The organism is Halomonas garicola (assembly GCF_055382465.1).
Genome location: NZ_AP043931.1, coordinates 823963 through 844609, shown reverse-complemented (window position 1 = coordinate 844609; position 20647 = coordinate 823963). Strand labels below are relative to the sequence as shown.

19 protein-coding genes and 2 pseudogenes are annotated in these 20647 nt (G+C 58.7%); 13 read left to right on the top strand and 8 right to left on the bottom strand.

Translation table 11 applies throughout. From position 1 onward, the window contains the following. Positions 1-20 precede the first annotated feature (20 nt). The gene (locus tag ACZ46Y_RS04345; RefSeq protein ID WP_311957333.1) at positions 21-212 is read right to left on the bottom strand and encodes a DUF3008 family protein; all 192 of its coding nucleotides are present in this window, start codon (positions 210-212) and stop codon (positions 21-23) included. Positions 213-469: 257 nt separating this feature from the next. On the opposite strand from ACZ46Y_RS04345, the gene thpD reads away from it, so the two are divergent. After that, a complete protein-coding gene (gene thpD / locus ACZ46Y_RS04340) occupies positions 470-1393 on the top strand; it encodes an ectoine hydroxylase (RefSeq protein ID WP_311957331.1) in 924 nt (307 codons plus the stop codon). 103 nt (positions 1394-1496) lie between these two features. Further along, the gene (locus tag ACZ46Y_RS04335) at positions 1497-2351 is read left to right on the top strand and encodes an SDR family oxidoreductase (protein WP_311957329.1); all 855 of its coding nucleotides are present in this window, start codon (positions 1497-1499) and stop codon (positions 2349-2351) included. Positions 2352-2564: 213 nt separating this feature from the next. Here ACZ46Y_RS04335 and ACZ46Y_RS04330 read toward each other — a convergent pair whose 3' ends face one another. Beyond that, entirely contained in the window at positions 2565-3491 is a 927-nt protein-coding gene (locus ACZ46Y_RS04330; RefSeq protein ID WP_311957327.1) for a homocysteine S-methyltransferase family protein, read from the bottom strand. Positions 3492-3506: 15 nt separating this feature from the next. On the opposite strand from ACZ46Y_RS04330, the gene ACZ46Y_RS04325 reads away from it, so the two are divergent. The 3 genes from ACZ46Y_RS04325 to ACZ46Y_RS04315 all read left to right on the top strand — a co-directional run bounded on the left by ACZ46Y_RS04325 (position 3507) and on the right by ACZ46Y_RS04315 (position 6235). Beyond that, on the top strand, positions 3507-3743 hold the full coding sequence (locus ACZ46Y_RS04325) for a hypothetical protein (protein WP_311957325.1): 237 nt from the start codon (positions 3507-3509) through the stop codon (positions 3741-3743). Between the two features lie 295 nt (positions 3744-4038). Then, positions 4039-4790 (top strand): IS5 family transposase gene (locus ACZ46Y_RS04320; RefSeq protein ID WP_407650535.1). Its coding sequence is split into 2 segments (ribosomal slippage): positions 4039-4371 and positions 4374-4790, totalling 750 coding nucleotides; the frame shifts between segments, so codons are not numbered across the junction. A 248-nt stretch (positions 4791-5038) separates the two neighbouring features. Next, positions 5039-6235: an IS4 family transposase gene (locus ACZ46Y_RS04315; protein WP_464380077.1), complete on the top strand. Its 1197-nt coding sequence runs from the start codon at positions 5039-5041 to the stop codon at positions 6233-6235. A 385-nt stretch (positions 6236-6620) separates the two neighbouring features. Here ACZ46Y_RS04315 and ACZ46Y_RS04310 read toward each other — a convergent pair whose 3' ends face one another. The 3 genes from ACZ46Y_RS04310 to ACZ46Y_RS04300 all read right to left on the bottom strand — a co-directional run bounded on the left by ACZ46Y_RS04310 (position 6621) and on the right by ACZ46Y_RS04300 (position 8991). Then, complete coding sequence (locus tag ACZ46Y_RS04310) at positions 6621-7610, bottom strand: IS481 family transposase (RefSeq protein WP_311950111.1); 990 nt, start codon at positions 7608-7610, stop codon at positions 6621-6623. 42 nt (positions 7611-7652) lie between these two features. After that, a complete protein-coding gene (locus tag ACZ46Y_RS04305; protein WP_311957757.1) occupies positions 7653-8081 on the bottom strand; it encodes a hypothetical protein in 429 nt (142 codons plus the stop codon). Between the two features lie 232 nt (positions 8082-8313). Further along, the gene (locus ACZ46Y_RS04300; protein WP_311957759.1) at positions 8314-8991 is read right to left on the bottom strand and encodes a hypothetical protein; all 678 of its coding nucleotides are present in this window, start codon (positions 8989-8991) and stop codon (positions 8314-8316) included. Between the two features lie 68 nt (positions 8992-9059). Between ACZ46Y_RS04300 and ACZ46Y_RS04295 the strand changes: the two genes are divergently transcribed. Continuing rightward, positions 9060-9464 carry a transposase gene (locus ACZ46Y_RS04295; protein WP_464380057.1) on the top strand — a complete coding sequence of 135 codons (405 nt, stop codon included), beginning with the start codon at positions 9060-9062 and terminating at the stop codon, positions 9462-9464. Then, positions 9461-10255 (top strand): annotated as a pseudogene (locus ACZ46Y_RS04290) (IS3 family transposase); the annotation flags it as partial. The gene ACZ46Y_RS04295 and the pseudogene ACZ46Y_RS04290, both read left to right, overlap by 4 nt. 74 nt (positions 10256-10329) lie before the next feature. Here ACZ46Y_RS04290 and ACZ46Y_RS04285 read toward each other — a convergent pair. Further along, positions 10330-13113 (bottom strand): type I restriction endonuclease subunit R, encoded by a 2784-nt coding sequence (locus ACZ46Y_RS04285; protein WP_464380076.1) that lies wholly within the window; start codon positions 13111-13113, stop codon positions 10330-10332. A gap of 95 nt (positions 13114-13208) precedes the next feature. Further along, positions 13209-13772: a restriction endonuclease subunit S gene (locus ACZ46Y_RS04280; RefSeq protein WP_311957744.1), complete on the bottom strand. Its 564-nt coding sequence runs from the start codon at positions 13770-13772 to the stop codon at positions 13209-13211. A gap of 60 nt (positions 13773-13832) precedes the next feature. Between ACZ46Y_RS04280 and ACZ46Y_RS04275 the strand changes: the two genes are divergently transcribed. The 6 genes and pseudogenes from ACZ46Y_RS04275 (at position 13833) to ACZ46Y_RS04250 (ending at position 19000) form a co-directional block, all read left to right on the top strand. Continuing rightward, the gene (locus ACZ46Y_RS04275) at positions 13833-14333 is read left to right on the top strand and encodes a transposase (protein ID WP_040242112.1); all 501 of its coding nucleotides are present in this window, start codon (positions 13833-13835) and stop codon (positions 14331-14333) included. A gap of 26 nt (positions 14334-14359) precedes the next feature. Further along, a complete protein-coding gene (locus ACZ46Y_RS04270; protein WP_464380075.1) occupies positions 14360-14794 on the top strand; it encodes a transposase family protein in 435 nt (144 codons plus the stop codon). Positions 14795-15510: 716 nt separating this feature from the next. Next, on the top strand, positions 15511-16962 hold the full coding sequence (ltrA, locus tag ACZ46Y_RS04265; protein WP_464380065.1) for a group II intron reverse transcriptase/maturase: 1452 nt from the start codon (positions 15511-15513) through the stop codon (positions 16960-16962). Between the two features lie 80 nt (positions 16963-17042). Next, a pseudogene (locus tag ACZ46Y_RS04260) lies at positions 17043-17330 on the top strand (transposase); the annotation flags it as partial. A 238-nt stretch (positions 17331-17568) separates the two neighbouring features. Further along, a complete protein-coding gene (locus tag ACZ46Y_RS04255) occupies positions 17569-18648 on the top strand; it encodes an IS110 family RNA-guided transposase (protein WP_464380074.1) in 1080 nt (359 codons plus the stop codon). Beyond that, positions 18632-19000 (top strand): integrase core domain-containing protein, encoded by a 369-nt coding sequence (locus ACZ46Y_RS04250; RefSeq protein ID WP_464380088.1) that lies wholly within the window; start codon positions 18632-18634, stop codon positions 18998-19000. Before ACZ46Y_RS04255 ends, ACZ46Y_RS04250 begins: the two co-directional genes overlap by 17 nt. Positions 19001-19251: 251 nt before the next feature. On the opposite strand, the gene ACZ46Y_RS04245 is transcribed toward ACZ46Y_RS04250, so the two are convergent. Further along, positions 19252-20631, bottom strand: coding sequence for an IS1380 family transposase (locus ACZ46Y_RS04245; RefSeq protein WP_376717491.1), 1380 nt, complete (start codon positions 20629-20631; stop codon positions 19252-19254). Positions 20632-20647: the final 16 nt, after the last annotated feature.

The following is a 20647-nucleotide window of genomic DNA, read 5'->3' as shown; positions in this document are numbered from 1 at the left end:
AATTAGCCCGCCGGCTCCGATCAGTCCGACTGCTGATTGTGCCGAGGCTTGCCCCGACGCTGGGTGGCAGCCATCTTTTCCAGCTCCTCATCGCTCATGGAGTCGTACATCGACCTTGCGGCTCCGTCGAGCTCGCTGACTTTCTGCTCGCCGCGCCGGGCCGCCAGCGCGGCACCAGCCGCCATTTGCTGAGCCTTTGATTTTGCCGGCATGCTGCTCCCTCCTCTGCTGTTCAAGGGTGTGGCTACCTCTGAACTTATGCCGCCTATCGCAAGTAGTCAAAAGCCAATCTACTCAAGCATCGTGGCGCCTCCTTCGGCCACGATGTGGGTATGGCTCACCAGAGCACCATGCATCAGAAAACCATGCAAGAAATATGCAACCTTCGCAGGTTGCCAGCAAGGCAGTTGATAAAATCGTGGTTTTTACACTAATTTTAGTCACTCAGACAAACTAGGAGGAAGTCACTATGCGAGATACGCAGGATCTTTTTCCGACCCGTTTGGAACGCAAGCTCGGCATGTTCGAGCGCATTGACCCCGTCGTCCACAGCGACGATAAACAGCGCGCTGACGGGCCACTGAGCCAAAAGGAGCTGGACGAATTCGACGAAAAGGGCTTTCTCTCGTTCGAGAATTTCTTTGACGAAGAAGAGATGCAGGCCTTTATCCAGGAGTTGCGCGAGTACGAGGATGACGACGACCTGAAGCTCTCGGAGGGGACTATTCTTGAGCCGGGGAAAGAGGAAATCCGTTCCATCTTCGGTATCCACGAAGTCTCCAAGCGCTTCAGCCGCCTGACCCGCGACCCCCGCCTTTTGGCCATGGTCCAGCAGATCCTCGGCAGCGATGTCTATATCCACCAGTCGCGCATCAACTACAAGCCGGGCTTTAAGGGCAAGGGCTTTGACTGGCACTCCGACTTCGAGACCTGGCACAGCGAAGACGGCATGCCGCGCATGCGCTCCCTGAGCTGCTCGATCATTCTCACCGACAACGGCGAGTTCAACGGCCCGCTGATGCTGATCCCCGGCTCGCACAAGTACTTTATTCCCTGCGTGGGGCGTACGCCGGAGAATAACTACAAGGAGTCGCTGAAGAGTCAGGAAATCGGCGTGCCGGATGCCGCCAGCCTGAAAAAGCTGATGATGGAAAACGACATCGAAGCACCCAAGGGCGCCTCGGGCTCGCTGGTCATGTTCGAGTGCAACACGCTCCACGGCTCGAATATCAACATGTCCTGCTGGCCGAGAAGCAATCTCTTCTTTGTCTACAACAGCGTAAAAAACACGCTTCACGACCCGTATTGCGGTAACAAGCCACGCCCGGAGTTTCTTGCTACGCGCAAGAACTGGGACCCCCTCAAGCCCGTAGACGCCAAAAAGCGCTCATAGCGGCAAGCAGAGCAGCGCAACCAACAGCGCTGCCCTTTTACCTGTCGCCTTACCTGCGGCGACAGGCCCTGTTAATGAAGGTGCAAAGAAGGAGGGCTTGCCCATGGCAGAGCATCAACAACCCCCGCAGCAGCAGGCGCATCAGCCGGGTGCCGAGCACAAAATGCACCCGGAGCCCGAGTACATTCGCGAGAGCTACCGGGGAAGCGACAAACTTAGCGACAAAGTGGCCGTGATTACCGGGGGCGATAGCGGTATCGGCCGTGCGGTTGCGCTGCATTTCGCCCGCGAAGACGCCGACTGTGTGCTTGTCTACCTGGACGAAACCCGCGATGCCGAGGCGACCCAAAAGCTGGTCGAGGCCGAGGGGCGGCGCTGCCTGCTGCTCCAGGGCGACGTCGGCGAGGCGGCGTTCTGCCGGGAAGCGATTGACCAAACCCTCGAAACCTTTGGCAGGGTCAATATCCTGGTCAATAATGCGGCGGAACAGTACGACTGGGACGACGTCACCCAGATCCCCGATGATCAGCTCCTGCGCACCTTCCAGACCAACATCTTCAGCCACTTTTACATGAGCAAGGCTGCCCTGCCCCATATGCGGGAAGGTGACACCATCATCGCCACCTCTTCGATCAACGCCTTCAAGGGCAACGATACCCTGATCGACTACTCCGCCACCAAGGGCGCCATTCAAGGGCTGGTGCGCTCGCTGGCGATCTCGCTGGTCGACAAAGGCATCCGCGTCAATGCGGTAGCGCCCGGGCCGGTATGGACGCCGCTGATACCCGCCAGCTTCGATGCCGAGAAGGTCGAGGGCTTCGGCGGCCAGGTGCCCATGGACCGCGCCGGCCAGCCAAGCGAGATAGGCCCGGCCTACGTCTATCTGGCCAGCGAAGAGTCGTCCTACATGACCGGGCAAACCCTGCACCTTAACGGGGGCGTGGTGCTCAATACCTGAATGTGAGGTTGCCAGGGTGGCAAACGGCAGCATGGATGCTCTATATGCCTGCTGACGGTCGCCGCTATCGAGGACATGGTCGCCGAAGCCCATGAAAGCGATACCGATACCCACCTTTCGCCGCTGGCTTTCGTTAGCGGTTTCGTTCTTTTTATTCTGGTATCGGCGGGGCTTAAAAGCGCGCTCGCGTGATCCGCAAGAACCGGAAGGCTTTTACGACGAAGCCCCGGCGCCTGTGCCCACACCGAGACGGGAAAACGGCACGATCTCATATTCCTCCGCGAGCCGCGCCGCGGTATGCGCGATATGCGCCGGCGTGATGTCGCAACAGCCGCCAATCACCGTCGCCCCGCTGCCCAGCCACTGCTTTATATACGCATGATAGGCATCGGGAGAAAGGTCTTCCCGCGCCTCCAGCGCATCCACCAATCCGTCTTTTATCAGCGCATCCACGGACTTGAAGGCGTTGGCATAGCCACCGGCGACTGCGCACCGCTCGACCAGCGCCGGCATGGAGTCGGCTATCCATTGAGGGTCGCAGCAGTTCAGCAAAATCGCCGTCGGCCGATAAAAGGCAACGGCCGCAGCGGCCTCGTCGAGGGTTTCGCCGGATTTCAGCCGGCCGTCCGCCTCCAGCCGAAACGCGACGGCGTACGGTTTGCCCAACCGGTGGGCGGCATCGCAGGCGGCGCGAGCCTCAAGAGTGTTGGTCATGGTTTCGATCAGAAACACGTCCGCCGCCGCCTGTAGCTCGACCAGCTGGGCGTACTCCGCCTGCAGATCCTCGAAAGAACGCGCCGGCCGACCACGATAGCTGGCGGCCAAGGGCGGCAGACACCCGGCCACGTCGACGTCGGCTGCGGTTTCGTCGATGGCACGGTGAAGCGCCTCAAAGGCCTGCTGATGCACGCGGGCCAGCTGCTCTTCCATGCCCTGATGACGCAGGCGCGTCGGCGTCGCGGAATACGTATTCAGCGTCAGGGTTTTGGCCCCGGCACGGATAAAATCCGCGTGCACGGCCGTCACGATCTCGGGCTGGGTTTGCATGACCGCCACCGACCAAAGCGGTGAGCTCACATCACGTGCGCGCCGGTACACCTCCTGCCCAAGACCGCCGTCAAGAAGTACGACAGATCGCATAACACCTGGCCTCCGTTGAAATCAGGCTTCCAGAATACTCGCGCCACCCTGAGCCGTACAGCAGCGGCCGCAGGACGCGCTGCACGCGTCGCCTGCCACATCGAGCGTCCGCTACCCGAAGCCGCCAAGGTCGCCCTCGTCGACCGCAACATCGCCTACTACAACGCCCGCGGCCACCTGGTACTCGCCGACGCCGGCAAAGCGTTTTTTAACGATATTTTTCGGGAAACGCCGGTGGGTGGGAGTGGGTAGAGGTGTTTAGCTGCGCATTTTCCCGCATTACTGTCGAAGACCATCAAGTGCTTGCTGTAGGTGCTCCAAGGATTGCCGGTGCTTCTCCGGTGGCATCTTCGCATGTTGGCCAACTTCCACCTCACGGCCGGCAGCCGGTCAACGCCAGAAAGCGATAGCCGCTGCCATTCGGGAACTCCCCGCTTGAACGACAGAAGAAAGCGCACGTCTTCGTCTGTGATCAGTTGCCCTAGGGTGTGTTAACAATCATTAGTTTCGTTTAAACTGATTTAGTATTCATAGATTTTGGTGGGCCATGAGTCGGTTGAAGTTACGCGATGATCAGTGGGAGCGAATCGAGCACCTGCTCCCCGGCAAAGCCTCAGACTGTGGGGTAACTGCCAAGGACAATCGCCTGTTCGTGGAAGCCGTGCTCTGGATCGCTCGGACCGGCGCCCCGTGGCGTGATCTTCCCGAATCTTTTGGGCGCTGGCACACCGTCTACATGCGGTATAACCGTTGGTCACGAAAGGGCGTTTGGCAGCGTATTTTTGACACAGTAGCCGACGATCCCGATCTAGAGCAGCTGATGATCGACGGTAGCATCGTCAGGGTGCACCAGCATGGAGCGTCAAAAAAAACACGCAAGACGTCGAAGCCATGGGCAAATCTCGAGGCGGATTGAGCACCAAAATTCATGCCGCAGTCGATGCGTTAGGTAACCCAGTACGATTGGTTCTCACACCGGGCCAGGCGTCGGAGTATGGTGCTGCTCCCGCTCTACTGGAAGGTTTTTCCCCGCAAGCGGTGCTGGGCGACAAGGGGTATGACTCCACTGCTCTGCGGGACATGATTCAGGCCGCAGGTGCCGAGCCGGTGATTCCTCCGAAAAAGAATCGTTTGGCGCGCATTGAAGTAGACTGGCACTGTTACCAAGATCGCAATCTGGTGGAGAGGTTCTTTCAGAAAATCAAGAAGTTCCGGCGGTTATCTACACGCTATGAGCGACTGGCAAGAAACTACCAGTCACTCCTCTGCCTCGTGTCAGCCGCCATATGGCTGGCCTAATTGTTAACGCCCCCTAGCCGTGAAAGTAGTTTGCGGCGAGCTGCCTCAAGCTCAGAGAGCGGAATATCGCTATGCGCCATTCCGACAAACTCCTGGTGATAAATCCCGTCCAACGGTTGCAAACGCGGGTTAAGTACTGAGGAATCCCCATGAAATGGGTAATAAAATCAGCATGATAGGATTGAAAAAGCCTGCATGAGTCATGCATGTTGTGAGTTACGACACACAACAACATGCGAAGGAGACCCATGCAGGCCCCTCGATTCTTGCATAACTTGCTGACGTCTTCACTCTCCGTGATCCATGCCAAGCGGCTACAGACCGTCCTCGATACCGTTGGCGCTCTGCTGGGCGAGCGACGTCTGGGATTAACGGCCATTGGCCGTGCGTTGCCGAGCTCGACGGATGCCAAGCACGCCATCAAACGAGTCGATCGACTATTAGGCAACCCTCACCTTCATCAGGAACGACCGCTGTTCTATTGGCTCATGGCCTCGCTGCTGATCGGCCATACAACGCGCCCACTGATTCTGGTGGACTGGTCGCCGATTGATGACCGCGGCAGGCATTTCCTGCTGCGTGCGGCGGTGCCCTTCGCCGGGCGATCGCTGCCCATCTTCGAGAAGGTTCATCACAAGGAAGGATGCCCATACTGTGAAGCCTATCTGCTGGATGCGCTGGCAAGGATCCTGCCCGACAAGGCCACGCCGATCCTGGTGACCGATGCCGGCTTTCGTAACCCGTGGTTTCGGGCCGTTGAAGCGCGCGGCTGGTATATCGTTGGACGGGTCCGTCAGCCCGCCCGTTACCAGGCGTCAGGCGAAGCATGGCAACCCGTGAAGACCCTGTTTCAACACGCGACATCGGAACCGCAGGCGTGGGGCTCCGTCCGGATCGCCGAAAACCATCCGTTCCGCGCTCAGATGGTGCTCTATTATCGACCGCCACGGGGACGTAAGCATCGCAATCAACAAGGCCGGATCTCTCGGGACGGCGGCAGCCGGACGATCGCCCGGCGTCAGCAGGAGCCCTGGGTGCTGGTCAGCAATCTGCCGGACCGCTCAACGCTGGCGAATAAAGTGGTAACGATCTACCGACAGCGCATGCAGATTGAGGAAGGGTTCCGCGATGTCAAAAGTCCCTTGTTCGGGCTGGGCTTCGGCATGCATCAGTCTCGCCAGGGCAAGCGCATCGAGGTCCTGCTGCTGATCGCCATGTTGGCGAACGTGGCCATGATGGTGGCCGGCCTGGATGTCCGAGCCCGGGGGCAACAGCGGCGCTATCAGAGCAACAGTATCCGGCACCGGAGCGTGCTTTCCGTGTGGCGCCTGGGCTTGGAATGTCTTCGTCGTCATCAACCCGACGCCGTGCCTTGGCCTGCTTGGACAACCCTCCGAGCACGACTTCGCGAGGAAGTCAGGGAGCAGAGCCTATGCGGCGAGTAGCAACATATTCGTGGGGATTCGTCAGCCCTTAGGGCCAACCATGGAAAGCCGAACAACCGACAAGTCGGTGTTGACAAAGCCTTCAGTAATGGCCTTTTTCTGCTGTTTCCTGGTTAGCAAGCCGATGCGAACCGATCCAGCCCGATCAACAAAAGCTCGTTCTAGTCTGCTTAAGAACTTAAGTCACTGTTCTATAACGCCGAAGCTCAGTTGCCGCCGGAGCGCGAAGCGCGGAGGGAACCCAAAGCGCGGCAGCGCTTTGGGCGGTCAACTGCAGCGCCTCGTTAGGTTGAAATAGCCGCCGTAACATCTTCGACGCCAGGATGAGTTAAAACCGATTTGCGAAGCATCAATTTGTATGAGTTGGTGTGCTCGACATAAGTAGCTAGCTGTAGGGTCCCGTGTGATTAACCACGAATTTGGTAAATATCTCAGGCCGCTTGTCCTGCCATTCTTTCATCGCAACAATCGGCGACTGATGATGAAGCGCCTTCTGCGGAATATGGTGATTGTACAGCCAAGCGTAGCGTTTGAGCGTCTGCTCCAGGTCCTCGCTTGAGGTATAGCGCCGAGTCTTCAGCACGTCGCTGATGCGGCCGTTAAACCGCTCGACCATGCCGTTCGTCTGCGGTCGACCAGGTTTAATCAGGCGGTGCTCAATGCCATGGGCTTGGCATTCTTGGTCGAAGGGATGTCGACCGCTGGGCGTGCGCTCTCCCGCCCGTGTAAAGCGGTCGGTGAACGACTTGCCGTTGTCGGTCAGCACCGTCTGGATCATGAAGGGAGCCTTCTCCTCCACTCTCTTCATGAACGCCTTGGCATCCTTCGCGGACTGACTGCGCCTGATTTCCAGATAGACCCAGCGCGTGGCACGGTCGATGGCGACATACAGGTAGCGCTTCTGATCCTCGTCGGACATCTGGGGGAGGTGCTTGATGTCGATATGCACGTAGCCAGGCTCGTAGTCCCTGAAGGGCTTATGCCGTGGTTTCTCGTCATCGCCCGCGTCCTGACGAGCCAGCTCTGCCAGTGTCGGCACTTCTCGGCGCTTGAGCATGCGATGCAAGCCTGAGCGAGACAGTCGAGGGTTCAGGAATTCACGTGCCACAACGAGCAAGTCATCCAAGCCAAGGCGGAGGAATTCGCGAGCGGCGATCAGCACTTCCTCTTGTTCGGGCGTGAGCGTGGCCAACAGATTGTGACGCGTATGGGAGCGGTCATAGACATCGTCGCGATACCGCCAACGCCGGATAGTGGCGGTAGTGACGCCAAACTGCCGGGCCAGCTCGCTATCTGTGATGCTGGAGCGCGCTGCCTGGATGTCGGCACGGATCTTCGGTGTCGTAGTAGCCTGCTTATGCAGCTTGATGTCCATGAACCTGCTCCCGGATGAATTGCTGAAGAAGCTTTCTGGCGGCTAGCAGAGGATAACTCCTATAGGCGATGTGATCATCCGGGACCCTACAGCTAGCTCTTCTACGGCTCTGAGTGGAAGCATAGCCGCATAAGCGAGCGAGAAATCCTCGTTGAATATCACGCCCACCAAGAAATCGAATGGTGCGCTATCAAGATTACGAATTGCGCTGAGTTGAGTCGAGCCATTCTCAGGCGTTAGCCGTCGAGCCTTCACCTCATAACGCGCACCGGAGGCCGAGTCCAAAGCGTCAAAGCCAGCATTAGATTTCGTCACCAGATCGAGATTTAGCCCCTCAGCGACGAGTTTCTCGGCGTAATCCGCCACTGGGTTATTTGTACTTCGAGTCACGCCTCGATTCTTTAACACGCGTAGAACAGAGGCGTAGAGCCGCAAAAGCTGGTCATCAGTCAGCAACGCAAGATCTTGCATTAAGCCTTTCCCTCTACCTAACAGCTATTAGACTGCACGCTCGATATTCCATTTGAACACGTAGGCGCGTTTAATAATATTATCTAGCTCACCATTTTCTCATTAAGTCATTGAAACTCTTAAAACTCAATTTCCGCTTGGCAGTATAGCACCAATAATAACGCCACCCACATGAAACTACCGAAAAAGCGGCTGCGCTAATACACTCGCAACCACTTGAACTCCCCACAAGTTACGCTTGACGCTGCACATCACTTCCCACCAACATCTTAAGCACCAGCATCGCAAACTGCCGCCCGGTTTCTTCGTTTTCCAGCAGCGGCATGGTGAGGGTTTCCTGGTCTTTCATCGCGTCCATCACGGCTTCCTGCACTCTTGTCGGTAGCAGGCCGTGCATCACCTGCTCCGGGGTGTGGTTGTTGACCTGGGCCATCACCGCTTCGTCGCGTGAGATGCGGTCGGCGATGCCGGTGGCGAAGTGGATCTTGTCGTCGTCGCTGACTTCGGCGCCGTAGAGGTCGTTCATCCGCTCGATGATTTCGTCCAGGCGCTGCTTTTCCGGGTCGTGGGGTTTGCCGGAGCCGACGTCGCTGACCGGCTTTAGCGGGTCGCCTTCGGCGACTTCGAGCTGTAGGCGCTTTTCTTCGCGTTTGGTCATGCGGTAGTGGGTGAGTGACAGCTCGCTGACGTCGATGCTGTCGTCTTCCAGCAGGCGGTCGGTGCGCAGCAGCGGATGCAGATGGCGGGCGAACACGCACAGCTGCTCGAGCTCTTCATCGTCAAAGGTGACGATCTGGCTTAAAAACTCGTAGGTGCGCACAAAGCTTTGCAGGTTCTTGCGAAAGAGATCCAGCTCGTCCCGGGTGGTGCCGGCTTCTTTCAGCTCCTGCTCGGCGCCCCTGTGTGTCAACCTGAATCCATACACCGGCTCAGTGAGTTAAACTCGATTTCAGAGCCCGAGGTTCAGGAGCCCATATCATGCCTAAACCGCCAACCGAGCTGCCCGATCACCAGGTCACGCCGAATCCCAAGCTGGAGAAGCGCACACGTCGCCAGTTCTCGACGGAGTACAAGCTGCGCATCCTGGCGGAAGCTGATGCCTGCCGGCATGGCGAGCTCGGAGAACTGTTGCGCCGAGAAAAGCTGTACAGCAGCCAGTTGACCGCATGGCGCAAGGAACTCGCCGAGAACGGCGTGGAGAAGCTTCACAAGACCGCCCCGGGGCCGCCCCCGAGCAAGACCCCGGAGCAGAAGCGTATCGAGGCACTGGAGCGTGAAAACGCCCGTCTTCAGCAGAAGCTCTCGACCGCCGAAGACTGCCTCTCGCTCCAAAAAAAAGCGTTATCGATGCTCGATCGCATGAACAATGGGAGCGAACCATGATCACGGTGCTCGAAGAACGCCCGGCGCATCTCCCGTTGGCCATGGCTTGCCGAGCACTGGGCATCAACCGCAGCACGGTGTATGCCTGGCGAAAACGGCGCCACGAGCCCGCCACAGAGGCATCTACGTCGCGTCGGCATTGTCCGCAGCCCAGAGCCCTATCGGCCGAGGAGCGAGCAAAAATGCTCGAGATCGCGCATAGTGAGGCCTACCGGGATCAGCCGGTCTATGAGATCTACCACGACCTGCTGCAGCAAGGGATCTATCTCGGCTCGCTCAGCACCTGGTACCGGCAACTGCGTGAAGCCAAGGAGAGCGGTGACCGTCGCCCGCAACGTGCGCCTCAGCACCATGCCATACCGCGAATCACGGCATGCGCCGCCAACGAGGCCTGGACGTGGGATGTGAGCAAATTGCCGACCCAGCGCCGTGGTGTCTATCTCAACCTCTACGTCGTACTGGACCTGTACAGCCGCCTCATCGTGGCCTGGATGGTCTCTCACAAGGAGAATGCCGCATTGGCCCAGCAGCTCTTTCAGGAAGCGGTCGACCGCTACGGCATTCCGCATGGAGCGCTGACGCTCCACCAGGACCGGGGTTCGCCGATGATCGCGCACAGCTACCTGGACCTCATGGGAGAGTTGGGGGTGACGTGCAGCCATAGCCGGCCACGGGTCAGTAATGACAACCCCTTCAGCGAAAGCCAGTTCAAGACCAGCAAGTACCAGCCGGACTACCCGGGACGATTCGAGAGCATCGCGCACGCCCGGCAGTGGTACAGCGCCTATGTCGATTGGTACAACCTGCAGCACCATCACAGCGGGCTGGCCGGCTTCACGCCAGAACAGGTCTTCACTGGGCGTTATCAAACCATTGCGCAGGTACGCCAGCGTGCCCTGGATGAGCGCTTTGAGGCGCACCCCGAGCGATTTAGCCAAGGACGCCCGACGGTGGCGATGCCGCCGGCCAGTGTCTCGATCAATCCGGTGCAGCCCGATGATGACGACCCAGCGCCGTACAGCGTAGTGAACTTCCCGACACTGTCGGCGGCGAGCCATACCGCTGCAAAATCGACGTTAATTTTTAACGATCTGTCCGAATCAGGTTGACAGGTTCCGGCGCGCTTTAGGCCCTTGTCGTCGCCGTTTTGCTCGGCGGTGTCGCGGGCGTCCTGCCAGGTTTCCAGCTGCTCCAGCGCAAACCGGTAGCGCTGCTTGAAGCGGTCCTGGGCCGGCTGGCAGTAGTAGCTGAGGCTTGAGGCCGGGGCCTTGGGGTCAAAAAAGGCGTGGGCGAAGTGTTCCACTTCTTCCCCGTAGTAGATGCCGCTGGCGTCCAGGCTGCGCTGCAGGTCAAACACCACGTTGGGGTCGGAGACGTCGGCAAGCTCGGCCCTGCGGTAGTAGGGGGCGAAGGCGTCGAGAATGTCATCCTCGTCGTTGTAGAAGTCGAGGATGAAGGTTTCCTTGCCGGGAAACAGCCGGTTAAGCCGCGACAGCGTCTGCACGCAGTCGACGTTTTGGAGCTTTTTGTCGACGTACATCGCGCAGAGCTTTGGCTGGTCAAAGCCGGTCTGAAACTTGTTGGCGGCGATCATCACGTTGTAGTCGTCGGTGTCGAACGCCTGGGCCAGGTCGCGGCCGTTGAGATCGGGATTGAGCAGCCGGCTGGTTTCGGTCACCTCTTCGGGGATCACCTCGTCCTCCGCCACGCTGCCAGAGAAGGCCACCATGGGGTGAACGTCGGCGTAGCCCTGGGCCTGCACGTATTCGCGCATGGCCAGCTGGTAACGCACCGCCTCCTGACGGCTGGCGGTGACCACCATGGCCTTGGCCTGGCCGTCGAGCAGGTGGCGCACGTTCTCGCGGTAGTGCTCGACGATAACCTCGACCCGCTGGGCGATGTTGTACGGATGCAGCCGCACCCAGCGGGCCAGCGTACGCGAGGCTTTTTTGGCGTCGACTTCGTACTCGTCGCCGTCCGGGTGGGCGAGCCTCCAGGCGGTATTGTAGGTGACGTAGTTTTGCAGCACGTCGAGGATGAAGCCCTCTTCAATGGCCTGGCGCATGGCGTACAGATGAAACGGCTCGGGCTTGTTGTCGGCGCTTGCCGGCAGGCTTGGGTCTCGCGGGCGGCCGAACAGCTCAAGGGTTTTGGCCTTGGGCGTGGCGGTAAAGGCGTAGTAGCTGATGCGCTCGCTGGGGCGGCGGGCGGCCACGGCGGCACCGAGCATGGCTTCAGCGCTAACGTCATCCGCCTCGCCCTCTTCATCCTCGCCGGCGGCGGCCAGCAGCGCCTTGAGCTTGGTGGCGGAGCTGCCGGTTTGTGAGGAATGCGCCTCGTCGGCGATCACCGCGTAGCTGCCCTCGGCAAGCGCGGGGCGCTTATCCAGGGCATCAAACAGCGCGGGAAACGTCTGAATGGTGACGATGATGATGCGGGTATTGCTGGCAAGGGCGTCGGCCAGCTGCTCGGACTTGCTCTGGCTTCCCAGATCCCGCGTGATGGGCCGCACCACGCCGTGGGCGTGCTCGAACTGGTAGATAGTGTCCTGCAGCTGGCTATCCAGCACCGTGCGGTCGGTGACCACAATCACCGAGTTGAACAGCCGCGCCCCGCCGTCGGTATACAAACTCGCCAGCTGATGCGCCGCCCAGGCAATGGAGTTGGATTTGCCGGAGCCGGCGCTGTGCTGCACCAGGTAGCGCTGCCCGGGGCCTTCCTGAAGCGTCGCCTGCACCAACTTGTTGACCGCTTCCCACTGGTGATAGCGCGGAAAGGTCAGCGTCTCTTTCGTGGAACGGCGGCCGTGAAAGTCCTCGACGGGCTTCTTTTCCAGATGCAGAAAGCGGCCCAGCACCTTCAGCCAGGCCTCCGGCGCGAAGACGTCTTCCCAGAGGTAGGCGGTGGCGTAGTCGCCGGGGTTTGCCGGCGGCGGATTGCCCGCGCCGTCGTCCTCGGTGCCGCGGTTGAACGGCAGAAAGAAGGTGTCCTTGCCCGCCAGCCGGGTGGTCATCGCCACCTCGGCCTGGCTGACGGCGAAATGCACCAGTGCCCCGCGCTTGAAGGTGAGAAGCGGCTCGGCCTTGCGGGTAACCGGGTCTTTTAGCGGGCGGTCCGTGCGGTACTGGCGCTTGGCGTTTTCCACCGTCTGCTTGAACTGGCTTTTCAGCTCCAGCGTCGCGGTGGGAATGCCGTTGACGAACAGCACCAGGTCCAGCCGCGGGTTGTAGCTTTTCGCCGCGCCCTTCTCGCTGGCGTGGGGCGAATAGGAAACCTCGGGCACCACCCGCAGGCGGTTGGCACGGTAGCGGGCAAGGGATTCCGGGTTCATGCCGTGGTCGGGCTGAAAGCTGCACAGGTCAAACTTGATGCCCGGCACCTTGAAGCCGTGGCGCAACACTTCAAGCGTGCCGGCCTTTTCAAGCTCCCGCACGGTGCGCTGGATAAACGCCCGCTCCGGCGCCTGGGGGTTTGCCTTGCAGAACTGTTTCCAGCGCTCGGGCCAAGCGTCCTGCACATAGCCCAGCAAGTCTTCGGTATAGAGCGCGCTTGCACGGTCGTAGCCGCTGGCCGCCCCGGTCAACCAGCCGCCCTTGGCCATGGCGGCGATAATGTCCTGCTGAAACTGCGCTTCCCTGCTGCTGGCCATGGCGTCCTCTGCGAATCTATCTATATAAGGCTCAGCTTACGCGCTTGGGCGTGTGGGGCAAGGCGTAGGCGCTACGCCGTGAAATCATGCCTTTCCTATTGGTAAGTCGCCCGCGGCTCGGCAGCCATGGGCATGTCTTCCGGCTCGGCCTGTTCTTCGGCCTGCCAGCCCCGCACGTCGATTTTGCCGGTCACGGCGGCGGATATTAGGGCTGAGCGACGCTCTGCCAACACTTTAATCGCACTCTCAGCTTCGTTAATTAATTTTTTAAAATGTTTTTTAAGAACTGAAACCTTACTATCAATTGCCTCTTGCTCATCAAAAGGCGGCACCGCTATTGGGATATCATAGACCTGCTCAACCCTAAGGTGGGAAACGGTGCTTCCGTGCGACACACTATCGATGTAGCGGGCAAGGCAATCAGAAGTTAAAAAATCAAAGACGAAGCGTGTAACCCTGCTATCATTTGGAATGATATTCATCATTCGCTGCCCCAAGCAAATAGGTAAGTCTTTAGGCACGAGACAAACTTCTCCCGCTGGAGCTTCACGAGTAAACAAAATCGAACCTTCAGGTGGAACTCCCCTCTGAGTCCAAATCTTAAAATCCTCTTCATTTGTGTAAAATGCGCCATCAACATTGAGAGATTGATTTTTCACATTTGATGTTCCCTATCTGCCAGCGTAGTTGTCACCCAAACGGATTGAGAGGTGATCAACATGCGTTACCCAGCAGAGCGTAAGGAAGCCATCCTCAAGAAGATGGCACCGCCCATGAGCATGACCATCCCGGAATTAGCCGAGCAGGAAGGCATCACCGCGACAACCCTCTACAATTGGCGGAAACAGGCCAGAGCACGAGGACAGGTTTTGCCATCACGTTCCACCCAACCCGATCAGTGGACCAGCCAGGAGAAGTTCCAGATCGTCCTGGAGACAGCTCCGATGAACGAGGCGGAAGTCAGCGCCTACTGCCGCGAGCGCGGGCTCTACCCCGAGCAGGTGGAGGCCTGGCGGGATGCCTGCATGAACGCCAACGATGATGCGGCAGCGCAGGCCAAGCAGCTTCGACAGGCGCGTAAGGCGGAGCAGAAGCGACTCCGTAAGCTGGAGCGCGAGCTGCACCGCAAGGACAAGGCCCTGGCCGAGACGGCGGCGCTATTGGCCCTGTCAAAAAAAGCCGAGGCGATCTGGGGCACGACCAACGACGAGGACGACTGACCAGCCTCCCGGATCGCCAGCGTATCGTGACTCTGGTGCAAGACGCCCAGCGTGACGGTGCTCGGCTGGCCAAGGCCTGTCAGGTGATGGGCATCAATGTGCGAACCTATTACCGCTGGGTTGCGGAAGGCGAAGTGACGGCGGATCGCCGCCCCGACGCCGACCGCCCGGAGCCGGCCAACAAGCTGTCGCCCGAGGAACGAGAGGCTGTTGTGGCGCTGTGCAACGCCCCGGAGTATCGGAGCCGCCCTCCCGCCTTCATCGTGGCCGATCAGGCGGACAAGGGCCGCTACCTGGCCTCTGAGTCGACGATGTACCGAGTGCTTCATGAATATGACCAGCAACACCATCGGGGCCGACAGCAGGCCCCACAGCGCAAGCGACCGCCGACCACGCACCAGGCCACGGCGCCAAACCGGCTTTGGTGCTGGGATATCAGCTGGTGTGTGCCTCGACCCTGAAGGCAGCAGGAAGTAGCTGAATGGGCACGAGCATGACTGGAATACCTTCATGACGAGCAGGATGCTCCTAGTGAAGGGCTGCCCTCTGCTGTGAGAGGGCATGAGCCGAAGCGGCAGTGACCTGCAGTGCACTGGCAGGGTGATGTAACCCGTGGGAAACGGGGTGTGAGGCGAAGCCGTTACGCCAAGATGCACCTCTAGGCTAAGTATGGAAAGGTTGAGGAACACGAACCGATTAATCCGCGTCTGTGGGCTGAACGTGTCGCCACCTCCTACACGGCTTATTGGAGGTGTGTACCCCAGCAGTGAGTACAGGTACGGCTCACTTCTGCTGCGGGCAACGAATAGCCAAGTCGTTGCCAACAGAGGTATGGACAGTGCGCAGCTAATCCGTACCGGGTACACCAACTTGCAGCATGCAAGGGTAAAGATTGCGATCGGCAACCTCCTCCATACGCTTGAGTCCAGCATGTAAACGAGGGAAGGCTTGTATGGGATGGTAAGGGAGTGCGACCCCGATGCCCAACAAGCTGGCGGAGCCTCCGTAGTAGTCCGAGGTGGGGAAAGCCCACCACATGGCGAAGGGAGGCAGTTCAAGTGGCTTGTTCCACTAATTACCTGACTGAGAGAGGTGAAGACCTTTGATAATCAGGGAAATGCAGAGCAAGCTAGCAACATGGTCAACAGAAGATCCGAATCGTAGGATTGATCGACTGTTGAGGCTGATTGCAGGGCGCGATTGGCTCCTGGATGCTGCGTGGAAAACACTGGCATCAAAGGGGGCCAAGACTGCTGGGGTAGACGGTGAGACTCGACGAGTAGTAGAGCAGGATATTAGCCACTATGTGGATGATATTCGCTCAGAGCTGCTGGCTGGAACCTATCAGCCTCAGCCTGCTCGTCGTATCTATATTCCGAAGGCCAACGGCAAGAAGCGTCCACTGGGGATACCAACACTGCGAGATAGGATTGTACAACGTGCGATGCTGATGGCAATGGAGCCCATATGGGAAAGCGACTTCCATCGCTTATCCTACGGCTTCCGCCCCGAAAGAAGCGTGCACCATGCTATCCGAACCGTGAAATTGCAGCTTACGGATAGTGGAGAAACAAAGGGCCGCTGGGTCATAGAAGGCGACTTGGCAAGCTACTTTGATACTGTCCACCACCGAAAGCTGATGCGGTGCGTTCGCAGGCGGATTTGTGACAGTCGTTTCCTAGACCTCCTCTGGAAATTCATCAAAGCGGGCCATGTCGACAAAGGGCTGTTTCATGCTGCTCACGACGGCGTTCCGCAAGGTGGTGTGCTTTCACCATTACTGTCGAATATCATGCTGAATGAATTCGACCAATGGCTTGAGAAACGCTATCTTGGCAAGAAGGCTCGCAAAGATCGTTGGTACTGGAACTCTAGCATCCAACGAGAATTTCCAATCGCCATGCGAGAAAGACGACATTGGCGACCAGCGGTAGCTTACTGTCGCTACGCTGATGATTTCGTCTTGGTTGTTAAAGGAAACAAGGCTCATGCTGAGGCTATCCGCGAGGAGTGCCGACTGTTCCTTAAGGACGACCTCTCATTAACTCTGAATATGGATAAGACCCATGTTACACATGTGAATGATGGGTTCATTTTCCTGGGTCATAGAGTAGTCCGTAAACGCGGTCCCAATGGCACAATGCGCCCGGTCACGTCCATCCCCCGTGAAAAGGCAAAGAATTTCGCTGCATCACTGGCGAAAGAATTGTCTAGCAATCATAGCGCGAATAGGATTGACATGGTGGACCGCCTGAATCGCCGACTGGCGGGATGGGCAAATTTCTACCAGCATACCGACTACACCGCGATCACTTACAGGAAGATAGATGGCATTGTCTTCTGGCGATTTGGCCACTGGCTATCAAGGAAGTATCGCGCATCGATAAAGTCCATGATGCGAAAACACTTCCTGAGACCAACAGAGAAACAAGCCAAGACATGGAAATTCTTTGGCCCAAATGGCAGAGGTGTTTTCTGCGTAACGAGCCTGAGACGTCTGGTAACCAGTCGAAAGATGACCTTCCGATGGCGGCTTCCTGAGGCAAATCCCTATCTGCCACAGGAAGAGGTACGCAACACCGTCACTTCGCGCTACCGAGATGTTGCCATGGCTTTGAGCCACACTTGAATGGAGAGCCGTATGCGCTGAGAGGTGCACGTACGGTTCGGGGAGGAGAAGTAGGGAAATAGCTCGACTACGCCCTGCTTCTTACTCCACTACCGGGCCCTGCACGCGGTACTTGGTGGTACCTGTACCTGATCATGGACATCTTCAGCCGCAAGATCGTCGGGCACGAGGTCTACGAAACGGAAACCGGCGAACTGGCCGCCGAACTGATCCAGAAAGCCTGCTGGCGAGAGCATCTGACAGACCCTCATAAACCCTTGATTTTGCATTCCGATAACGGCAGTCCGATGAAGGCGGCGACCTTCCTGGAGAAGCTCTACGATCTGGGCATCACCCCGTCGTACAGCCGGCCAAGGGTTAGCAACGACTGTCAGTCTTTATACGTCGGATTCATAATCGATCCGGAAGACCTGGTCTTGGTGGCTTGACTCTTGCAATGATTGGCCGTTGCATGCCTTGGCGTTGATCTGTCAGCTCCGGACCGGGCACCTGATCCAGTATGGCGAAGCTGTGACTTAATAGGAGCCTGAAGGCATATACTCTCATGACAGTCCTGTCCACTTGGCCGATTCTGGAGACCATAACTCGACATACTCAGAGGCTGACATGACGGCTTTACAGTTACCTGATATCGCACCTTCCGGCCATATCGTCGTTGGGGTGGATACGCATAAGCATATCCATGTTGCTACCGTTGTAGATACAACCGCTGGCCTACGATCAACGCTTTCAGTTACGGCGGACCGTGACGGCTTTGAAAAGCTGCTGGCCTGGGCACGCTCTTTTGGTCGAATCCTGGCCTTTGGTGTGGAAGGCACCGGTTCCTACGGCGCCGCTCTGACTTCCTTCATTCGCCGGCATGACACGTTGGTCATCGAGGTGAGTCGCCCCAATCGCCGTCTCAGGCGGCTGAATGGAAAATCCGATACCCTAGACGCCGAGAATGCCGCCCGTGCTGTTCTGTCCAGAACGGCAACCGCTATACCCAAGGTGACCGATGGCACTGCTGAAATGGTTCGGCAGCTGAAGGTGGCTTATGATACGGCCGTCAAAGCCCGTACAGCGGCCATGGTGACCCTGAAGGCCATGCTGGTTCATGCACCAGACGATGTCCGGGCTAGCGCTGAAGCGAAAACGCCATTGGCGCTTGCACACAAATTTTCCAGGCTACGTCCCAGCTTGTTGGAGAATACGACAGATAGCATTAAACATACGCTTCGTTCCCTGTCTCGGCGCTGGATTTCTCTGGATGAGGAAGCCGGTGCATTGAATAAAATGATCTATGACCTTGTCCAAGAAGCCGTACCGCAGCTGGTCGAGTCGTATGGCATCAGCACTCACACGGCAGCAGAAATACTGATTGTTGTGGGAGATAATCCTGAAAGGATCAAATCCGAGGCGGCATTGGCAAAGCTGGCCGGCATTAGCCCTATTCCCGCCTCATCAGGCATGACATCAGGCCGATATAGAATCAACAGGGGTGGACACAGACAGCTCAATGCTGCCATCTATCGCGCGGCGATTGTGCGAATGCGAGGCCACGAGCCAACTAAGGTGTACGTTGCGCGAAGGACCGCAGAAGGCAAGACGAAACGTGACATTGTCAGGTGCCTCAAGCGTTACATCATTCGTGAGGTTTATCGTCTCCTACGGTATGGCCCCAAAGTAGCTGAATACGCGACTTGACAGATATAGGAGCATCAACGCCTTCGCCGAGTCGGCCTTCAAGACACTGAAGTACCGGCCGGGATTCCCCGCCGACGGCTTCGCCACGCTGGCCGAGGCACAAGACTGGGTCCAGCAATTCACCGAGTGGTACAACCATGAGCACCGGCACAGCGCCCTGCGCTACGTCACGCCGAGCCAGCGTCACAACGGCGAGGCCAAAGGCATTCTGACGCAGCGCCGAGAGGTTTTTGAAGCCGCGAAGCAGCGCCACCCGGAGCGGTGGTCAGGTGAGATCCGGAAACTCAGCCTGCCGGATGTAGTGCACCTGAATCCCGAACGGGACCCAGTACCACAGGCCGCAGGATTTTAAAGAGCCGAAGTCATTTTATCCCGCCTTATTCACGAAGACGCTGACTGGGCGGCGTGAAGAGGCTGGCTGGCGGCGTCGCTCATCAGGATCGGCCTCTCCGACGCGAGAGGCCGCTGAGTAATGCCCGAACATGGCTTTCTTCCCGGTTTCTTATAGCTCTTGGGAATCCATTGCGACCGTCAAAGCAGCCGTGACCGCCGGCCGCTGCAGCGGTCGCTCGATTTCAGGTCCTGAAGCCGTCTCGCCGGGCGTCAACTCAGCGCCGTCAGCTTCGGCAGCCCCTTCAGCAACGTCGGCCACCACTTATCGGCGGCGGCACCCAGATGAAGGGTGATCCGCCGGGCATGCAGCTTCAGTGTGGCGGCGACCTTAAGCACCTGCTCGCGCATCCGACTCAGGCTCCAGCCTTGCCGAGTCTGCCGCTCCAGCAGGCAACGCAGACCATGCAGGACCTGGTAAGCATAGAGGCTGAGTAGCAGGCTCACCTCGTTACGCGCCATCACGTCCTGAACCGTGGAGGCGCCACGATCCGTCGACGAGAGGTGTACGTCGAGCGCTGATTTCACCTCGCCCATGTGCGCTTCGGCGCTACCGCGCTTGCGGTACAGTGCCAGGACCTTCTCCGGCGGCCAGTCGAACTTGTTGAGGTTGGTGACCAGGAAGAAGGCATGCAACAGCAGGTCATCGGGTCGCTCTTGCACGACCAGTACCACGCGCCGTGGTTCAGGCCAGGTGCCGGCCTGGTACTCCAGGTCATGACACCATTCCCGTGGCTGCTCGGGCGGCCGACCTCGGGGCCGCTTCAGGTACGGCGCCGCCAGTGTCTGCAGCCCCGTGTGACTGCGCAGCCGGCCCAGGTACTCGATGCCGCGATCTTCCAACGCCTCCAGCGTGTCGTTGTCGGTGAACCCGGCGTCGATACGCACCCGAACCTGGGCGCCGGTGCTTTCGTTGAGCCGCTTCACCAGGTGCGGGATCCAGGTATCGGCGTTCTCGGCCGGGCCGGCGTTGCCTTCGCGTAGTAGGCCGCCCACCATGTCACCGGTTTCGGCCAGCGAGGCGACCAGCGGCGAGTAGATGCGGACCCCGTAAAGGCCATGATAGGCCGAGCCACCTTGGTGACCGTGGACCTCGATCGGCAGGCCGTCGATGTCGAGGGTCAACTGCTTGGGTCGCTCGCCGTTCTTCAGCGAGGTCAGGCGCCAGACTACCAGTCGCAGCAGGCCTTCATGCACGGCATCGATGTTGTCGTTGCGTCCAAGGCAAGTCAGCAGCCGCGACAGCGTGGCTTGAGACGGCCGGTCCTGGGCCAGTGGCGTCATTCCACGCGCATCGCTGCAGGCCAGCTGCCAGAGGGGATCACGCCGCAACGTGTCGGTATCGCTGAGGTCGATCCAGCCCATCGCGCGCTGCAGCACCAGGGTTCGCAGCTGGCTGGCCAGCGAGTGGCGGATGCGTAGCGGGTGGCGTTGATCGACCAGATTGTCTTCGAGCGCCTCGATCACACCGCTGTTGTCGAGGGCTTCACGCAGCAGCAGAGCGCCGCTGTCACTGGTGGTGCGGTGGCCGCTCAGCTCGACACGGACGGAGCCGTTGCACGAGGGCGTCCAGGTAGATAGGCTTTCACCCATAGCGGATGGCTCTCTT

Coding starts and splice junctions, on each gene's coding strand:
- ACZ46Y_RS04310 (WP_311950111.1), bottom strand. CDS start 7,610: ATGGACATCAAGCTGCATAAGCAGGCTACTACGACACCGAAGATCCGT.
- thpD (WP_311957331.1), top strand. CDS start 470: ATGCGAGATACGCAGGATCTTTTTCCGACCCGTTTGGAACGCAAGCTC.
- ACZ46Y_RS04345 (WP_311957333.1), bottom strand. CDS start 212: ATGCCGGCAAAATCAAAGGCTCAGCAAATGGCGGCTGGTGCCGCGCTG.
- ACZ46Y_RS04245 (WP_376717491.1), bottom strand. CDS start 20,631: ATGGGTGAAAGCCTATCTACCTGGACGCCCTCGTGCAACGGCTCCGTC.
- ACZ46Y_RS04295 (WP_464380057.1), top strand. CDS start 9,060: ATGCCTAAACCGCCAACCGAGCTGCCCGATCACCAGGTCACGCCGAAT.
- ACZ46Y_RS04285 (WP_464380076.1), bottom strand. CDS start 13,113: ATGGCCAGCAGCAGGGAAGCGCAGTTTCAGCAGGACATTATCGCCGCC.
- ACZ46Y_RS04305 (WP_311957757.1), bottom strand. CDS start 8,081: ATGCAAGATCTTGCGTTGCTGACTGATGACCAGCTTTTGCGGCTCTAC.
- ACZ46Y_RS04275 (WP_040242112.1), top strand. CDS start 13,833: ATGCGTTACCCAGCAGAGCGTAAGGAAGCCATCCTCAAGAAGATGGCA.
- ACZ46Y_RS04315 (WP_464380077.1), top strand. CDS start 5,039: ATGCAGGCCCCTCGATTCTTGCATAACTTGCTGACGTCTTCACTCTCC.
- ACZ46Y_RS04335 (WP_311957329.1), top strand. CDS start 1,497: ATGGCAGAGCATCAACAACCCCCGCAGCAGCAGGCGCATCAGCCGGGT.
- ACZ46Y_RS04255 (WP_464380074.1), top strand. CDS start 17,569: ATGACGGCTTTACAGTTACCTGATATCGCACCTTCCGGCCATATCGTC.
- ACZ46Y_RS04330 (WP_311957327.1), bottom strand. CDS start 3,491: ATGCGATCTGTCGTACTTCTTGACGGCGGTCTTGGGCAGGAGGTGTAC.